The 17,538-nt window shown below is 50.4% G+C and carries 13 protein-coding genes and 1 pseudogene; 6 read left to right on the plus strand and 8 right to left on the minus strand.

The features are described 5' to 3' along the window. From ACO0LM_RS21560 to ACO0LM_RS21580, 5 genes and pseudogenes are all read right to left on the minus strand, one after another. Positions 1–205 (minus strand): annotated as a pseudogene (locus ACO0LM_RS21560) (IS256 family transposase); the annotation flags it as partial. Between the two features lie 243 nt (positions 206–448). Further along, positions 449–2,296 (minus strand): Z1 domain-containing protein, encoded by a 1,848-nt coding sequence (locus tag ACO0LM_RS21565; protein WP_423039797.1) that lies wholly within the window; start codon positions 2,294–2,296, stop codon positions 449–451. 160 nt (positions 2,297–2,456) lie between these two features. Continuing rightward, entirely contained in the window at positions 2,457–3,650 is a 1,194-nt protein-coding gene (locus tag ACO0LM_RS21570; protein WP_423039799.1) for a hypothetical protein, read from the minus strand. A gap of 814 nt (positions 3,651–4,464) precedes the next feature. After that, complete coding sequence (locus tag ACO0LM_RS21575) at positions 4,465–5,001, minus strand: helix-turn-helix domain-containing protein (RefSeq protein WP_423039801.1); 537 nt, start codon at positions 4,999–5,001, stop codon at positions 4,465–4,467. Between the two features lie 88 nt (positions 5,002–5,089). Beyond that, entirely contained in the window at positions 5,090–5,443 is a 354-nt protein-coding gene (locus ACO0LM_RS21580) for a YkgJ family cysteine cluster protein (protein ID WP_423039803.1), read from the minus strand. 470 nt (positions 5,444–5,913) lie between these two features. Between ACO0LM_RS21580 and ACO0LM_RS21585 the strand changes: the two genes are divergently transcribed. The 4 genes from ACO0LM_RS21585 to ACO0LM_RS21600 all read left to right on the plus strand — a co-directional run bounded on the left by ACO0LM_RS21585 (position 5,914) and on the right by ACO0LM_RS21600 (position 13,069). Continuing rightward, on the plus strand, positions 5,914–7,998 hold the full coding sequence (locus ACO0LM_RS21585) for a LamG-like jellyroll fold domain-containing protein (protein ID WP_423039805.1): 2,085 nt from the start codon (positions 5,914–5,916) through the stop codon (positions 7,996–7,998). A gap of 1,161 nt (positions 7,999–9,159) precedes the next feature. Then, the gene (locus ACO0LM_RS21590; RefSeq protein ID WP_423039807.1) at positions 9,160–9,330 is read left to right on the plus strand and encodes a hypothetical protein; all 171 of its coding nucleotides are present in this window, start codon (positions 9,160–9,162) and stop codon (positions 9,328–9,330) included. A gap of 67 nt (positions 9,331–9,397) precedes the next feature. Further along, positions 9,398–10,906: a hypothetical protein gene (locus ACO0LM_RS21595; protein ID WP_423039810.1), complete on the plus strand. Its 1,509-nt coding sequence runs from the start codon at positions 9,398–9,400 to the stop codon at positions 10,904–10,906. Between the two features lie 33 nt (positions 10,907–10,939). Further along, the gene (locus ACO0LM_RS21600) at positions 10,940–13,069 is read left to right on the plus strand and encodes a hypothetical protein (RefSeq protein ID WP_423039812.1); all 2,130 of its coding nucleotides are present in this window, start codon (positions 10,940–10,942) and stop codon (positions 13,067–13,069) included. A 30-nt stretch (positions 13,070–13,099) separates the two neighbouring features. Here ACO0LM_RS21600 and ACO0LM_RS21605 read toward each other — a convergent pair whose 3' ends face one another. Continuing rightward, a complete protein-coding gene (locus ACO0LM_RS21605) occupies positions 13,100–14,005 on the minus strand; it encodes a helix-turn-helix domain-containing protein (RefSeq protein ID WP_423039814.1) in 906 nt (301 codons plus the stop codon). A gap of 146 nt (positions 14,006–14,151) precedes the next feature. On the opposite strand from ACO0LM_RS21605, the gene ACO0LM_RS21610 reads away from it, so the two are divergent. Continuing rightward, entirely contained in the window at positions 14,152–15,135 is a 984-nt protein-coding gene (locus tag ACO0LM_RS21610; RefSeq protein WP_423039816.1) for an alpha/beta fold hydrolase, read from the plus strand. Between the two features lie 134 nt (positions 15,136–15,269). Then, a complete protein-coding gene (locus ACO0LM_RS21615; RefSeq protein WP_423039818.1) occupies positions 15,270–15,506 on the plus strand; it encodes a hypothetical protein in 237 nt (78 codons plus the stop codon). A gap of 125 nt (positions 15,507–15,631) precedes the next feature. Here the strand turns inward: ACO0LM_RS21615 and ACO0LM_RS21620 are convergent, their stop codons facing one another. Both ACO0LM_RS21620 and ACO0LM_RS21625 read right to left on the minus strand, forming a co-directional pair. Next, positions 15,632–16,063 (minus strand): Crp/Fnr family transcriptional regulator, encoded by a 432-nt coding sequence (locus ACO0LM_RS21620; RefSeq protein ID WP_423039820.1) that lies wholly within the window; start codon positions 16,061–16,063, stop codon positions 15,632–15,634. A gap of 192 nt (positions 16,064–16,255) precedes the next feature. After that, the gene (locus tag ACO0LM_RS21625) at positions 16,256–17,215 is read right to left on the minus strand and encodes an AraC family transcriptional regulator (RefSeq protein ID WP_423039822.1); all 960 of its coding nucleotides are present in this window, start codon (positions 17,213–17,215) and stop codon (positions 16,256–16,258) included. Between the last annotated feature and the right edge of the window lie 323 nt (positions 17,216–17,538).

Consider the following 17,538-nt stretch of genomic DNA (forward strand, 5'->3'; position numbering starts at 1 on the left):
TGACGACTCCACTCTTGTCGTGACCCAGATGGTCGGTCATTTCGACTTCCAGGGCTCGCTCGACAAGCATCTTGGTGAGCTGCTTGAGCAGGCCGTTCTCCCCAATCAGGTCTTCGGGTTTTTTGTAATTGGCCAACAATCCATCGGCCAGTTTGAGCAATTCCGGGTCAGGCTTGGCTCGCTTGTTACGCTTTGCAACGGTCATCATTTCTCCTTGAAGGTAGCAGTGTCCTGCTAAATGACCGTTTACACAAAATTAATTACACCCTCATAGCTCTGGCACGTGCAGGCTGGATTGGCACAACCACCGAAACAACTGCAATTATCGGGCAAATATTATCGGCTCGCGAACAAGGGCGCTCTGCAATTTTTGCTGTAATAAATAAGCATATTAAACTTCAGCAATACCGACAGTTATAGATGAATAACTGCTGTTTTAATATCCCGCTTAACCCGTTCGCATGCTTTGAATAAATTGCATACTTTCTTTACATTTATAAAATATTTTGGCCTTGCCATTTTCGTTATAGAAAATTTTTATATGGTGGGTCGCAGCCGGAAATTTCTTTGTTTCCATTTGAGACACCCCCATGAACCCTTTTCGCCGGGAAATGGTTTCTTTATCTGCACTATCACCGTACCCTTCAATTGAAGAAGACGTATGAATGGCCAAGGAGTCTGGGATATCTCTTGATACGCGCTCAATATAATCAATTAAAAAATTAGGGAGTACTTCATTCCCAACAACCACCCTTAGCTCCCTCAATGTATTCACATTTCTTTGATCATTTAAAATAAGTGTATCTAGTGCTTTATCAAATGCAAACATCCCAAAAGACATCTCACCTTTGTCTAGCGCTACTGTAGCTTTATCTATGCTTGCACTTGCAGTAACCGCCACACGTTTATCACCTATCCATACTGGAGACCCAATGTCTTTGACCGTAGAGAGAGCGAGTCGATGAAAAACAAAGCATCGATGCCAATCTGAATAAAGTCTGGTGGGAATAGTTAGTTCAAAATGCTTTAAATACAAACCCCTAGCTCCAAACATTCGCGCCCGTTGAATATAGGTGTCTTGTTGCAATTTATGGCGAACGTCCCGAGTAAAAAACATGGAAAGTAGATTTGGGAAAGTCACTCCTCGGGATACTATATTGCCACCTACTATTATTGTAAACGGCGAAGTAGGATCAGTTGCACTATCTCCCGCAGCGGTGCGGTCTCGCTCACTATTTAACACAACGAGGTTGGCTCTCGATGCCGTAGATACCACATATGCAGTCAAGCTATCAGCATCAACATCTGGGTACAATTTGCATGCAGTTTCATGAACCATGAGTACTAATTCACTAAATTCAAGACTTTCCGCATCTATTAGTGAATGCACTGAATCTTCAATAGTCCCTCGATCAGTCTCATGATCTTGTTTTCTTCCGCTCGTATGAACGAGCATAGTGTAATTACTTTCCGTTGCATTTTCATGGACATTTAAATACGCTACCGTAACTAAAAACCGAACCAACGCATCTTGTGCCTCTTTAGGTGTACCGTCTCGCTCAAGTAATACAAGCCTGTAAGATAGGGGTTTATCAAGAGGAAAAAAAACATCCTGTCCGGTATACCTTGCGTGAGTCGGGAAATTTACCCATTTTTCTGTACTGTTATCAAATGTGTGATTCAAATCTAAGCGAGCTGGAGTCGCTGTAACTCCAATATAGAATCCTTTTCCGATGAGTTGCTCAACTAACTTATTTATAGATGTTTTGGAACCTGAATTGACTTTCGCATTCGGCGTCGCATAATCAGCTTCATCATCAACGACAACCACTTCTCCTAAATTTTTAACCCTCTCAATTAGCTTTTCCAGATCACGGGCATTTTTCTTACAAAAAACAACAAACTCTTGCGGGTGCTGTTTTTTCCCCGTCATGGGTTGAAGCAATTCTGAAGATGTTCTTGCAGAAGGTGCCAAACCAGAATTTTTAAAACGTTTTAGATTTTGAGCTAATAGATCAACGCTGTCATTCATTAGGTGAATGATCATCTTATGACCTTCATCCAATAGCCTCGCGGTTAGACAAATCATCATTTCCGTTTTACCGCTCTGCGGCTCACCGTAAATTACTAAAGCGGATGTTTCTTTTGAGCTTAAATTTGCTATCGCCCCGTTTACCGCATGCTCAATACAATCTGTTGGTATCTCGCTTTTTTGGAGTCTCTGAAGCTGCTTGCCATATCTATTGGTAAGCTTTGCCATATTTTTGAATTTGATTAAATCAATTGAACTAGCCATATGATGCAGATACCTAAAAAAGAAATCAGTACGCTTCAATTTAAATTTTATAAGGGGGCCTTTGATTAAGTCTTATTCTGCCATGCCACAATCAGCATCCATGTGGGACGGAAATGTTGCGCATACTCAATCAGAGATTACCTAACTATATTGCGTAGTCCTATTGCCGTTCAAATGAAATAATTGTTTCCGTTCGCATTCGCTTACCAAGTGCACCATCTTTTGTCATGGGCAAATACCTACTGTTAGAAGGGAGGTCACGCTCATATGTTCGCAACTCTTTGAGACCATGCATTGACGCAGCGATAGCCACACCTGCCGAGTTTTGAATAAATATCCCCTTAAGACAAGAATTGCCGACAACAAATGTTGCTGTCCCGCCTGGTTTCGTAACACGTGCTATTTCAGAAACCATTCTATAAACATCTTCAGAGTAGCGTTCAATCATAGATTGATGCTTAGTGGGTAATTCTGATAAATCACACATTGCACGCTGAATAGGATCAAATCGATCGGTCTTAATTGGTTTATCTGGCGCCCTCTCTGCACCAATGCTGCTTGAACGTACTCCACGCAAATCCTCTATCCGATGGCCTAACCAGACCAACGACATTCGATGACCGCGCAAATAGTCGATCGCATTTAAATAAGGAGGGGATGTTAAAACTGCGTCAACAGATTCCCGCTTCATAGCTTTAAGTGAACGCGCATCTCCCAATTTAATTAACGACTCACCAGTCGGAGGATTTTCTAAAAGTCTCTTGCGTACTTGATTTAGTGAACGTTGAAGTCCTTCGGAAATATCATAGTCAGAGCTGTCAGTAACCTTGTGCGGACGGCTATGAGATGTATCGCGCGCTAACGAGGCGCTTTGCTCTTTTGTGATAATAATTCGACTCAACGCAATACGAACCACATCTGCAGCGGAATGCTTAGCTTTTGAAAAGCGACACTCCGAAAATTTATGCAAAACATAAGCAATTTTGCGTAATTCCATCTGCTGCTGTTTACCAAACCAATAGTCAATAAACTCTGTTGTTTGAATGCTTTCATCTATCCACGGAAGCCAGACGTCCTTTGAATCTAAATCTATAACATCCTTTAAAAGGGAGTCAGCTACATTACCAATTAACTCATCATCAACCGGACTTGTCCAAACCTTACTCATCAGTACAGCCAAAGGATCCATATCGAACCCAATTGGTTTATGTCCCATTTCTGCTGCCTGACGAATTACGGTACCCGATCCCGACATAGGATCAAGGACTGTGCTGCCTGGGGCTAAGTTAGACAAAGTAGCTAAAGCTAACTCTGGCGCCATTCTGGCTGGAAATGGGTGAATAGTGCGAATCATCGTATTTTCCTAGCAGTTATCAGATTCTTAGCAAATTAGAATTTGATCCTATATTTTTATTTTAATGAGAGTGTCAACTTCGCCATAAAACTTAAATACCCAATTTACCAATTCAGTAATTCTAATGGCGATTCAACCTCATATCTAACCCATAAGCTTCTTCGAATATCTGAACATTGGGAGCATCCGCATTATCTACTATTAGCCTGTCATGAAGGAAGGATTAGCCAGTTTATAGTGATCTACTCATTGAATTTATCGAACTCAAATACCGCGAGTACACGCAACCAATATGCAAATACTTCACCCAAAGAAAGTTGGTAAAAATAGATCCTGTTGGTCTTGCCATGTCATACGATAGCTCTTCTAAATCATATGCCACTGAAAACCGATAATGTCAGAATCAAGTTTAATAACAAAAATTTATGCCATTCTAACTGATAATATTTAAACATTGTTTAAATATTAATTTCATTACTCCGCTTCTTGATCACAATCCCTCGAAAACCTCATATCAGATGCCTTGAGGATGTTCGTTTTTGCGTCCATATGAGATGCTAGAAGGGCAACGAAATGCGTTCTGTACAAATCATGCGTCATCTTAGTGCGATAAATTAGACGAAGGGTTCGCCCCCAACAGGAATTCTAAAAGGTTTGGTGGATAGAGAAGTCTGCCTTCGACTTGGTGCGTTTGAGCAGCAGACGTTTTAAATTCTACGGCTATCTTATTCACAGATATTCAAGCACATGACCATTTCCGCAAGGCTACTTATCTTTCATGCACGCATCAATCCGTAAAAAACACAAATCTACATCAGATTGATGCCGCCATCCCCCGAACTTGCGCCGGACTCAAACCCAGCACACGGCGCATGCTGCGGGCCAGGTGGCTGGGGTGGGTGAAGCCGGTTTCCATGGCGATGTCTGTCATGCTCTGCTTGCCTTCCATCATGAGCTGGCGCGCGCGATGCAGGCGGCGCTCCATGACATAGCGGTGTACGGGCATGCCTGTCGCCTGCCGGAACAGTGACTTGAAGTGTGACAGGCTGAAGCCGGCCACGGCAGCCAGTTCGGCAAGGGTGAGGTCGCTATCCAGATGCGCCTCCACATAATCGATGACGTGACGTAGCCGCCAGGCGGGTAAGCTGCGGCCAGCTACTGGGTTTGCGGCTGGCTTGCGTGACTGCACGGCAAACAGGCGGGCAGCCAGTGCGACTGCCAGGCTGTCGGCAAAAATACGCCCGCCGGGATAGGCGTCGTGATCCTCTGCCTGCATCATCCAGCCTATGCGTTCTATCTGTGGGTCACGTATGTGTATTGCTGGCGCGGTGGATCTATTTTTAATACTCAATGTACTTCACTACTCACATGTCTATTTTCATGAGTAGTGAAGTCATGTTTTAGAGAAATGCATTGAAGGCAGCTCGCAAATAATGAACTTAAACCAATACCTGGCGTGTAGATAAGAAAAATACTTGAATACCTGCGTCAACCAAAGGATCCAGCATTTCAGCAGGGCGCTTGCCATGTGGGCATAGTAGCCTGGGAGTTGTTCCGAATACGCGGCAAATGAGCGGACGCTCATCATACACTTCACATCCTCCGTTTCCTAAATATGGGCAACTTAAATTAGTCAGCGCGGCATTATGTTCCGCTTCGCTTTTGACGGGAAGTGCGGACATTTCAAAAGAAGAAGTTGTCACCGGACCACAACAGTCATGGCAACCAGGTATGCATTCAAATGAAGGAATGCGCTTTCTGAAAAATCGTACTTTCTTACTGATGTTAAGCATGCATTGCGCCTTAATTTTGGTCAAGGTGTTTGGAAAGTGCATCGACTACGCAAACCGATATTACTTGGTCGTGCATCGTTTAGATGCGCAGCGCTACCAACAAGAAGTAGTCTCTAAATAGTGCGGCACCTAGAGTTTAGTTCGCACGTGCAATGGCTCAGCGCCTTTAAACGCCAACTAGATAATCGGCGCTTGGCAAAATCTTTTTAAATTTCCAGATATCTGTATGTTGTAACGCCCTTTGCAACCTCCCAAAGCATATATAGGGCTCGACCAAATTCGTCATTTCCGTCTAATTTCAGTATAGATATCGTCACAGTACACGTACGTTGCACACATAATTTAATTAACGAAACAGTAAGGCTGATCCATCAGTATCACACGCTTTTAATTTGGCTGAGCCCGTGTCATGACAATGTCACTTTCTATAATTAGAGTTCAACATCCTTAATATATTAAGAATTAATCCAATGAACAAACGTGATAGATACAAGTCTTTAACCACCTCCAATGGCGCCGACGGGCAGCGCCGAACCTTACTAAAGATGGGCCTGACATCGGCATCCGGCCTCTCACTTGGAGGATTGCTGGCAGGATGTGGTGGAGGTAACGGCAGCGCGGCCCCTGCCGTTGCCCCGCAGAGCACGCAGATTTCCAGCTTCGCACTTGCCGTTTTGCCTGACACGCAGTTCTACTCGCGCTATGCGACATCGGCGGAAAGCAACCAGTACGAGCGCCACTATGGCAACGAACCGTTCGCCGCGCAGACCAACTGGGTGGTGCGAAACGCGGCAGCGCTAAACATTCCTTTCCTGATTCACTTGGGCGATGTGGTCGACCAGGTTGGTAAGCCTGAGCAGTGGAAAGTAGCTGACACTGCGATGCAGGTGCTGGAAGTAAATAAACTTCCGTATTCCATACTGGCCGGCAACCACGATGTCGTCAACGATCTAGACTACAACGGCGACCAGAGCAAAGGCACTGACGTTCAGCGCGTACTGGCCAATGAGCCTTATCTGCAATGGTTCGGCACCCGGCGCGCGCAACGCCAAGCCACGTTTGGTGGGCGCGACAATACTGGTTTCCATGAATACCATATCTTCACTGCGCAGGAACAAAAATTCATGGTGCTGTCGCTTTCGTGGCGCATCTCCGACGCAGGCATCAGTTGGGCCCGCAAGGTGATGACCGACAATCCGACACTACCGGTGATTCTGGTCAACCACCAGTTGCTCAACATCGCCCCGGACGCGGTGGCTCCGCTGGAAACCGACTACGGCAAGATGCTCTGGGAAAAACTTATACGCGACAACGATCAGATCTTCATGACCTTGAACGGCCACCACCACGGCGCTGCTCATCTGACTAAAACAAACAACTTCGTCAATGCGGTCGAGGAAATGGTAGTCGACTACCAGATGGCCTACCAAGGTGGCAATGGCTTGATGCGGCTGTACGAATTCGATCTGACCAACAATCTGATCAAGGTGCTGTCGTTTTCGCCGTGGGTGCCGATGAAGCCTGCCAACACGCTCAACGCCTTCGACCGCGCTGTGCTCACCGAGCCGAAAGAAGCATTCACCATCAGTATCAATTTTGCCAAACGTTTTGCGCGCTTTAATGCAGCCTTTGGCATCGGCAAGGCAACGGTGGCGTCGTCGCTAGTCGATCAGGCTAGGGCGCTGGTGCTGAAGGGCTACACCGAGCCGGCCGTTGTCGCGCAGGTAACTCCGAAAGATTCCGATGATTATCCGAAACTGGCGTCGACGGTTGCGCACTGGCGCTTCTTCGGCGGTGCCGAAGGTGTGGCAGTGGCCCCTGGAGAGCGCATTAACGACGTCGCCGGTGCCAATCCGCTCACGCGTGATGCGTTGAATAAAGGCGGCATAGTCGATGCAGAAGCGGGCGATATCGTCTGGAGCAAGGACCGCCACCGTCTGTCGTCGGCGCCAGGTTCGGTCAGCTTCATCAACACCGACAAGAACAAGCCGCGCTTGAGCTATTTCGTCACCGACCCGACAGCCTCAATTAATGCCCAGACCTTCGCCCAAACCGGCTACACGATCGAGGCTTTCGTCAAGATCAACCAAGCGTGGGACAAGTCCAGACACGCGTGGATGAACATTATGACGCGTGATGGCAAGCGCGGCGATCTGGCCGGCTTCAACGGTGGAGATCTGGAATCGCCGCCACTGTTGTTTGCTATCTCGAGCTTACGCGAAGTACAGTGGGAAGTAGTGCCAGAAGTGACCGGTACGCGCGATGCCCTTGCCAGTTGGTCAGGCGAGATCATCGCCGGTACGTGGGTACATATCGCCATCGTGAACGACCCGGTTACGCATGACACCGTGATGTATGTGGAAGGCGCACCGGTCTTGCGCAACAGCAGCAGTGTCGTTGGACTAGCGACATTGTCGGCGACATCGCAATGGGTGGTTGGCGGCGGCTCGTGGGATGGAGCCCGGGCAGACGGTTTCTTCGGCAATATCGGTGAGGTGCGGGTGGTGGCAGCCGCGCTGACACCTACGCAGTGGTTGACGGCGCGACGGGTCTGACTGCGTTGAAAGCCGATCAAGTCACCTCGCTGCGTTCAATAGCAGGTTGTCATCGTGGCCATGATGAAGGTGCATTAGCCGGAAGTGCTCTTGGTTTGCGTTAGTAGCAGCCTTTTCGTTCTGGATGCTCCGAAAATTCACTGTGATGAGCGGCGCTCCTGTCGGATCCGGCCTGTCGATGATGTGTGATTCATCGACATCATTTCAATTGAAATGATGCAATTTCACTTGATCGGGCAGGGTCCATTTGTATGCAGATGGACCAGCTAAATCATCAATACACTAATGTTGATACTTTCCAGCCGATACTGGATTGCCAAGAACAGCTGGTGAGTACGTGAAGAACTTGTGGTGATTCGGATCCTCGTCAGAAGGCGAGATTTGAAAAAATACGTATTATGCTGCGCCGAAGGTATCAATTACTCATGTAATTTGAGCAAAGTCGCACGTTAAAATTTAGTCTCATCACTATCTGAATAGTGTCTTAGTAGTAGCTGATCAAAAAGCGGGTTTTATTAATATTTGTCTTACCACTTCCTGATGGTTCACAACGGATTTGAAGGTTTAAGAATTGAAGTACAAAGAAAACGGCTCATTATTTTGAAAATAATGAGCCGTTTTTGTTTTCACACTCATGCTGTCGTACTAATCCCGCTGCAAGTCGATGTCCGTTCGTAGGAGCGGCTTCAGCCGCGAATAATTAACAGCATACTGTTCGCGGCTAAAGCCGCTCCTACGTATCAAATTTCTAGCTAAGTACATTGATTCCCCCGAATCTGCGCCAGACTCAAACCCAGCACACGGCGCATGCTGCGCGCCAGGTGGCTTGGGGTGGGCGAACATGGGTGCACCCCGTCCTGCTGCGTGATGCTTAAACCTCAATGATCTTATTGTCACGGCCATCTAAGCGGGCATGCAACCCGCCGTTTAAAATCTGTTTTTAAAAAATCAATTGATTAAATATAAATAATGGTGTATTTTGCATCATAACTTATCAATACTTGGGCTTTGTCGTTGAGTCCAGCCAAGTATCGTATTGGCGGGATTCGCATCTCAGTATTAGCGGAACCTCCCATCCCCCGGGTTCCCGCAATTGCTTCAAGAAAATTGCAGTTAGACGTAGTCGCTCCCTATTTGACGCACGATTAAACTTGAGAAGCCATGTCCAATACCAGCTTATCCGGCGTTGTCCAAAGCGCGCCCGGCACTTCCCCCGGCATTGATGTGGATACCGTTATCACTGTCGTCGACAGCACAGCTGTTTTCCTAGATAGCGCGCAACTGAACGATCTGCCATTCCAGCATTCCAGTATTACGGGCCGGTTCCAATAGTTATGCAGGAGTTCGTCTTCCGTCAGCAGTGCCAAGAAGCTTCTTGATCACAAAGAAAGGAATGTTTATGAAAAAAATCATCCCGCAACGCCGTCTCTCAATCAGCGCGGCTGCTGTCATTGCAATTGCTGCCATAGGCATCATTACTGCACTCCCCTCAATTGCTCAGGCGCAACAGAACCCGACTCCAAGTGCCGCAATCTGCAACGCCAGTTCCACATGGGTCAGCAACCCGACTTTGCCGGGCGACGTGCAGAATACGGATAACTGCAGTTTTCAGCAGTATATGTGGCAGACCCTGCTGTATCTGGTGCAACCGGTAGCGCGGGGCAGCCAGGTTCGGCAATTTGAAACCTTTATGCCTAGCTATGGCATTTTTGTTGATCCCGGCAAGACCCCAACCCCTTGGGGGAAAACACCCAAACCGACGTATTGCAAAGGGCCATCCAATTTAAAACAGAGCTATGTTTTTTCCAATCTGACCTTGCAGGCGGGAGTCGGGCAACCATTGATCGACAAATCGCTGAACCGTGTATTTTATGGCGTATCGGTCAATAAACCAGCGTATGACTTTATCACCGGTTGCGGCTTGCAAGAGGCGCAGTGTAGTTTAAGCCTGGCACCCGATCTGGTTGATCCGGTTAGTTACAAGGTGGTGGATATTCCCAACTTGTACCCGAATCTGGCGTTTCCTACCGGCGCTATGGAATTGAAAACCGCATGGAAGATTTTGACGCCCGACGAAGTGGCAGGCAACACCTTCTTTACCACAAAAGGCTCAGTTCAGGCACCCGGCAAAACCTGTATGGAAAATGTGAATCTGGGGCTGGTCGGCATGCACATCGTGAGCAAGACGCCGTCCCAACCGGAGTTCATCTGGGGTACCTTTGAACACCGCAATAACGCCCCGTACTGTTCCAATACCTCGGCTCCACCTCCTCTGGGCGGAAATTGGACTTTTTATAATCCCAACTGCACTGGCAGCAACTGCACCACCAATCATTATGCCGAAGGGAAAGCCACTCAGGTCTGCACCATGCACCCCTGGGGCGACCCGACGCTGGGCACCATGCCCAATAATTTGACTTGTAGCTCCACCCCGCCGCCCGGCTATATTTGTGACCCGGATACCCAAAAGTTTGTCATACAACCCAGCACCGCCAATTTGCAGGCATTGGATTTATCAGTGAAGACAATGCTGAACGCATTGCCTGCGGGCGACGCAAATAAATTGTGGGCCAATTATTCACTGGTCGGCAATGTATGGACAGCCAAGGGTACCTTGCCACCTTCGGTGCAGGTGCAGGTCGGGTCCTTATCGGGCGCAAACAACAGCATGGAAACCTATGTGCAAAATGGCGTCTCTAATATTCAAAATCCCTACAACTGCTTTAGTTGCCACAATTTGGATGGCAAGAATAAAGGTCAATCACTGAATGAGGCAGTAAAAGTTCAGTTGCCGCCGGCCGGGCTTTCCCACATTTTCAATTTATTGAATCTGAAAACCAAAGGTTGCAGCACAGGCGCGCTACCAAGCACCCCCATGTGCGCCGCCAACGGTGGCCCTACAAAGTAAAAACCGCGTTCAACAATATTGAGAGGAATTGGCATGAGCTATTTGACCTATCCAAGATTGCACTTTAGTGGTGGCTTTTTGGCCGATCCAAGCACGGTGAACAATACACCAGACAATTATACCGATGCGAATAATGACATAGCAAAGCTGCAGCTTTACTGGAACCCAAACGGCACCGGTATTTTTGATTTCCAGGGCTGTCTTGTCACCAAGGTAGTCTATGGCCTCGGCGATGAAACCACAGACCCTGCGGTTGACCCGGTGATAGGGCAACCAGTCAATGCCGTATACACGATGGCAGCACCGAAACTGGTTGACCTCGACCCAGATCAGCAAAATACCAGTGAAATATGGGGGCTGAGCCTGCAAGTTGCGGGCACTACCGCCAACCCGGCATCGATCAGCGATTTTGTCCGCGGTGATTATGTCGCTGGCTCATATAACGCGGTTTGGGCGCAGGCAATCAACGGCCCACATAGCTCGGGCAGTGGTTGCGCGGTATATCAATCCAGCCTGACCAACTTGCGTTGGACGACTGCGGCGACACCGCAGTCCAAATTTCTAAGTCTGCTCCAGCAACAATCGCCGCAACAATTAAGTGTCAATTTTGTGGTGAATGCGCATAATAATGCGCCAGTGATCTATCTGTTCAATGCTGACACCCTGCAAGCATTGGTGGCAAAGGGCGTACCCGCCAATATCGCTGCCAAATTACAGCCCATGACCCAATATTCCATGGGCCTTGATAAAAAGGGCAAGCCTGCCAAGCTAGGCCAGGTTCCGACTGAATCGTATGTGAATAATCGTCTGACTATTTTGTTGGGGCAAGCCGACGCCGATACCTATCGCGCCACTATCCTGGCGACTACACTGGCACCGCCACCATCGCCTGTGCCACCACCGAACATCAATACCTTGTTTCCAACCGGCTTGTTAACTGGCACGATAGGGCCACTCGCTACGGCGATCCCCATGTTTTACACGCCATCACGCATGATGGCACCGATCAAGGTGCCCAATAGCTCAGCCCAATGCAATTTTGCCCCGTTCTGCACGCAGGTGCTCAGCAACAGCGATGACAGCAATGAGGTATTGATCACCGTTAATCTGGGTAATTCGCTCGCCACCGACAAGCCCGGTTATAACGATCCAGCGCAGGGTTTCGGGGTTGCATTGTCTGCGCTGGGCGAGCTGTTTTTGGTCTATTTTGATCAAAATCAAGGACCGGGCATTAGCTTGACCAACGCGGTTACCATCGCCGCTTTGCCTAACGACCCGGTCCAGATGGCGCAGTTGATGACAGTCAGCGGTGGCATACTGACGGTGAAAGTTGATCCTGCCTTACTGCCACCGGGCTTGACTGTGCAACAGGCAGAACAGAAGGTGCTGAGTATGCCCCTGGGTCTGATTGGCAAAAAAGCGTTTGCGCCAATTATCTGGCTGGCAGAAAATATCAATGGCTATAATTTGCGGGCAGATCAGTTTGTCTTTAGAATGAACCCCGGCATTCCCACAGGACCAGATCAGCCTAACGGCGCAACCGCACTGGTTCGCTTGTATGCCACCCAGTTTGGTCAACCTGCGGCCAATATCAGCCTCCAGGCAACGCTGATGTCGCCGGAAGACTCCGTTACCTACACTAGCAAGACTATGGGCACTGGCGGCACCTCTGGATTGAAAAACATCGCGATACCGCAAGATGCCTTGTCCTTCAGCCCTACGCCTTTGGTGACCAATGGGCAAGGCATGGCCGAATTGAAAATCGTTGGCACTGACCCTAGTTTTCCGCGCGTCAGTCAAAACATCGATGGGCAAATTTACTTTGTGAACTACAATTTCGCCGATCCAACGATCGCGCAAAGCTACACCCAGCATCCGGACGATTTGATTAGTATCCTGCTGTTTAGTCAGCAGACCTTCCCAGAAAATCCGACCTGGGATAATTGCATCCAATACATTTTGCCGCAGTATGCCAAGCTGTATCCCATCATGGGCCGTTTTAAGCTGGACGACTATGCTACCGTGGTTCAATATGCCGAGCCTATCAGCGTGGTGCTGGCAAAACCAATGGATGATGCCTTGCATATGCCGGTAATTCGGGATTTGTCGATACAGCGCACGCAAATTATCTTAGACTGGTTTGCCAACAAGACGCCGAAATAAGGCATGGTCTATTACCGCCATGTGGTTAACTTAAAATGCAACAGTGTAGTTTTCTGTTACGGCGGTTGGGCCGGGCATCCCCCGAATCTGCGCAGGGCTCAAACCCAGCACACGGCGCACGCTGCGGGCCAGGTGGCTGGGGTGAGCAAAGCCGGTTTCCATGGCGATGTCTGTCATGCTCTGCTTGCCTTCCGTCATGAGCTGGCGTGCTCGGTGCAGGCGACGCTCCATGACATAGCGGTGTACCGGCATGCCTGTTGCCTGCCTGAACAGTGACTTGAAGTGTGACAGGCTGAAGCCGGCCACGGCAGCCAGTTCGGCAAGGGTGAGGTCGCTATCCAGATGTGCATCTACATAATCGATGACGTGGCGCAGCCGCCAGGCTGGCAAGCTGCGGCCAGCTACCGGGTCGGTGGCTGGCTTGCGTGACTGCAAGGCAAACAGGCGGGCGGCCAGTGCGACGGCCAGGCTGTCGGCAAAAATACGCCCGCCGGGATAGGCGTCGTGGTCTTCGGCTTGCATCATCCAGCCTATGCGTTCTATCTGTGGATCGCGTATGTGTATGGCTGGCGCCAGCAAGTTATTCTGCCTGCCCAGGTTCATGGCTTCTGCGGTGTCGCTCACTGTGTGCGGTGACAAGCGCAACAGTAAAGACGTGGCGGGCTGGGACAGTGTCCAGCGTGTGCTGGAACCACCAGGTACGACACAGAACTGGCCGTGCAGGCGCACGCCCTGGCGTTCATAGCGACCTGCGCCATAAGACACAGGCACAGGGTCACCAAGATGCAGGCAGAGCACATGGCGTGCATCGACAGGGGAATTGAACAGGCCTGTTGGTACAGGTGAAGTCAGCACATCTAGCAAGGGCAGATCATGGCCGCCAGCACTGCTGAGCAGTGCCGCCGGTGGATGGGGATAGCATGCAGGTCTGTTCATTACACCCTCAAAGTAATGCACACCAGGAGATGCATTAATGTAGCGCAAATCATCCGTCTGTGCTCAGGTTCGGCTGTTGATGCGCGCCGTGGCAAAGCAATGTTGCTAGCATCGTCTCTACTTGCCCATCCTATCTGGAGACTGAAATGAAAAGACGGCTTTTTTTACAGATCACCCCTGCTGTTATTGCCAGCGGTGTTGCCACCACGCTGGTACTACCAGCAATGCCGGCGCTGGCCAGGGCGGCTGAACAAGGCAAACTACAACAGACCACAGATGCCGCCGCATTTGGCGCAATGCGCCGCTTTGCCAGCCTGCCCTTTGGCAAAATCGCTTATGTAGAACGTGGCCACGGTGATACTGCCCTGTTCTTGCACGGCGCGCCGCTGAATAGCTTCCAATGGCGTGGCGCGATAGACAGGCTGTCGCCTTACCGCCACTGCATCGCGCCCGACTTCATGGGCCTGGGCTATACACAAGTGCCTGCGCAGCAATCACTGACAGCCGATGCCCAGTTGGGGATGCTGATCAGCCTGCTGGACCATCTGAAGGCCGGTAAGGTCGATATCGTTACCAGCGACAGCGGCGGTGCGGTGGCGCAACTATTCGCCGTGCGTCATCCAGAACGCGTGCGCAGTATGTTGCTGACAAACTGCGATGTCGAGCCGGACAGCCCGCCAGCAGGTGTGCAGCCAGCCATCAATATGGCCCGCGCTGGCACCCTGGCCGATGAAACTGCCAAATGGTTAGCCGACAGCACCCTGGCTCGCGCCACCTTTGGTGCTGCCGTATTCCACAACCCGGCCGTGTTTACCGACGCCAACATCGCTTATTACGTCACGCCACTAGTCAGCTCGCCGCTGCGTCGCCAGCAATACCACGCTTTTCACCTGGCGCTGGAACCCAACCCCTTGGTGGGTATAGAGGCAGAACTCAAACGCAGCCGCGTCCCCGTCAAGATGGTATGGGGCGGCAGCGACACGCTATTTTCGCTGGCTGATGCAGATTACCTTGACCGACTGTTTCCACAGTCACGCGGCATACGCGTGGTACCCGAAGGGAAGCTATTTTTTCAGGAAGAGTTTCCGGATGTGATTGCGGATGAAGCACGGCGCCTGTGGGGAGTGTGATGATTACATCTGCCTGCACTGGTGCGCCATCGCCATAAACAGATGCAAGCGGAAATCATTGCCAGAAGCGATTACCATGCTGCGTTACAATGGCTATCTGCACACCGCATCGCTTATCTCCGTCAGGAACCCGCATGAACACTGTATTCGCCGCCCCTGTCTTTGACAGCACCGTGATTTTTGAAGGCAATGAACTCTTCAAAGGCAAAAGCGCCGCCGAGAATTGGGCCAAAAAACTTGGTGTGGAACTCGATTGTGAGACCACGGTGCAAAAGACAGGCACAGGCTGGGTCATCTGCGGCAATGTCGATGGTGAAGATTGTATCTGGGCGGTATTCGGGCAAAGGTTGAAGCGAATTAATCGAGAGTGATGGGTCTACAATAATTTTTGTTTGCGTGCGTGCGATTACGCTCTAATCGTATCTACACATGGCGCATTTCACCGCTAGATGGTGCGCGTAGCACACCCTACGGATACGGTCATTTACTGTCGTACTCACAAATATTCAACCAGTTGCCCACTGACGCTGCGCAGGCGCTGGCTCATCAGTTTTGCCAGTTTCGCCAGGATGTGTACCGCCAGCACGGGCTTTTCCTTGATGATGCGGGCGTAGTTGTCTTTGGTCAGCAGTAGCAAGATGCTGGTTTGTGAGGCAATGCAGGTGGCGGAACGTTTTTCGCCATCGATGATGGACATTTCCCCTACGGTCTTGCCGTGCGTCACCAGGACAATTCGGTGCAGGCCGCCATCCTGGTCTGATTTGAGTATTTCGACTTCGCCTTTCACCAACAAAAACATGTAGGTGCCGGATTCACCTTCCTTGAAGACGACAGTGCCGGTTGACACTTCATAGCATTGCACATAGCCCGCCAGGGCCTGGATGTCTTTCCATTCCAGGTCTGCAAACAGCTGGGATTCTGCGATCATGTCACATATGTCGCCCGACTGAAATGTCGTGCCTATCCCCACGAGGCGAAAACCGTCCAAAGCATGATCTGGATTCATTGTTTACTCGTTAATTTAATATTCCTGCTGGTCATCAATCGAACGCTCATTTGTGCCTACTGGCTGGTAGCAAGCCACCCTGACAAGCCGATTTCTCTGTCGGTGATTGATAGTTTATCGCAGTCCGGGCAAAGTGGCAGCTAGCTTCGCGTTTCGGCGAAACGCGCCGGGTGCGGCACCAGTCAAACGTTTAAAAGCCTTGTTGAAGGCTGCCTCTGATTCGTAGCCTACACTGTCGGCAATATCTATCAGGGGTTTGTCGGTGTGGCGCAGCAAATGCCCGGCGCGAAACATGCGCCAGCGGGTCAGGTATTCGAGTGGGGATTCACCGACCTTTTCCTTGAAGCGCAGCGCGAAGCCGGAGCGCGACATCCCGGCGACTGCGGCCAGCGCTTCAACCGTCCAGTTCGACGCGACATCCTTGTGCAGAAGATGCAAGGCTGCGCCGATGCGGCGGTCCGACAATGCTGCCAGCCATCCACTCCCAGTGTCGGGGTCTAACGTATCGATATACGCCCGAACCACCTGCACGAAGATAATATCCGCCAGGCGGCTAACAACCAGGCCAGAGCCGAGACCCCGTTGCGCCGTCTCCATTGCCAGCAATTGCAGCGCAGCCTGGAGCAGATGGGTTCGTTCCTGATCCATGCGGATGTGCAGCAACGCTGGCAACAGGTCCAGCAATGGCCGTGCGCCATAGGGATCGAAATTGAACCAGCCGCTGATGACGGTGGTGGCCGCGCCGCCACCGCCAATCTGCACCACGCCGCCGACATTCGCGCGCACGACATCGACACAGTTAACCGTGGCGGACTTCTGGTCATCGCACAGCGTGTAAGGCAAGCCGTGTGGAATGACAAAGCAGTCACCTGCTGTCAGGGCGACGGGTTCCCGGTCAGCCCCGTCAACTCCATCGTCGAGCGTCAGCCAGCCGCCGCCGCGCAACATCAGGCCGAAGCGTGCCGTGTCGTCACCTCGCCGCGTACTCAGGCCCCAGGGGGCAGTAGCCTCCAGCCGCGCATAACGGGCGTTTTCAACACGCATCGCAGTAAATACTTCGTCAAGCGGATCCATGGCCAGGCATCATTTGGATGATCGGACAAAAATTATAGCGCTACAGGCATTGAGTGTCCATCACCTACCCCCTAGAATTCACTTCAACGGCATTTCGCTCGTCAGCCCCGTTGCTTAATGCTGATTACCTCGCAGGTAATCGCCAGGCACCTGGGACGTCGATACACTGCCCCCCAGCGCTCTTCTTTGAACAGGATGAATATCATGTCACAGGCCGTACCACTCGTTCCCGCTATCCACATTATCCCCACGCCCCCCATTGTCCCCATCGTCACACAGACACCGGCTACGTCCGCAGCACCTTCTGCAGTTGCCGAACAGCG

This window comes from Undibacterium sp. Di26W, assembly GCF_049340265.1.
Lineage (GTDB): Bacteria > Pseudomonadota > Gammaproteobacteria > Burkholderiales > Burkholderiaceae_D > Undibacterium.

Bases quoted from the DNA above. Each gene is read 5' to 3' on its own strand.
- ACO0LM_RS21565 (WP_423039797.1), bottom strand. From the start codon at position 2,296: ATGGCTAGTTCAATTGATTTAATCAAATTCAAAAATATGGCAAAGCTT.
- ACO0LM_RS21570 (WP_423039799.1), bottom strand. From the start codon at position 3,650: ATGATTCGCACTATTCACCCATTTCCAGCCAGAATGGCGCCAGAGTTA.
- ACO0LM_RS21580 (WP_423039803.1), bottom strand. From the start codon at position 5,443: ATGCTTAACATCAGTAAGAAAGTACGATTTTTCAGAAAGCGCATTCCT.
- ACO0LM_RS21585 (WP_423039805.1), top strand. From the start codon at position 5,914: ATGAACAAACGTGATAGATACAAGTCTTTAACCACCTCCAATGGCGCC.
- ACO0LM_RS21590 (WP_423039807.1), top strand. From the start codon at position 9,160: ATGTCCAATACCAGCTTATCCGGCGTTGTCCAAAGCGCGCCCGGCACT.
- ACO0LM_RS21595 (WP_423039810.1), top strand. From the start codon at position 9,398: ATGAAAAAAATCATCCCGCAACGCCGTCTCTCAATCAGCGCGGCTGCT.
- ACO0LM_RS21600 (WP_423039812.1), top strand. From the start codon at position 10,940: ATGAGCTATTTGACCTATCCAAGATTGCACTTTAGTGGTGGCTTTTTG.
- ACO0LM_RS21605 (WP_423039814.1), bottom strand. From the start codon at position 14,005: ATGAACAGACCTGCATGCTATCCCCATCCACCGGCGGCACTGCTCAGC.
- ACO0LM_RS21610 (WP_423039816.1), top strand. From the start codon at position 14,152: ATGAAAAGACGGCTTTTTTTACAGATCACCCCTGCTGTTATTGCCAGC.
- ACO0LM_RS21615 (WP_423039818.1), top strand. From the start codon at position 15,270: ATGAACACTGTATTCGCCGCCCCTGTCTTTGACAGCACCGTGATTTTT.
- ACO0LM_RS21620 (WP_423039820.1), bottom strand. From the start codon at position 16,063: ATGATCGCAGAATCCCAGCTGTTTGCAGACCTGGAATGGAAAGACATC.
- ACO0LM_RS21625 (WP_423039822.1), bottom strand. From the start codon at position 17,215: ATGGATCCGCTTGACGAAGTATTTACTGCGATGCGTGTTGAAAACGCC.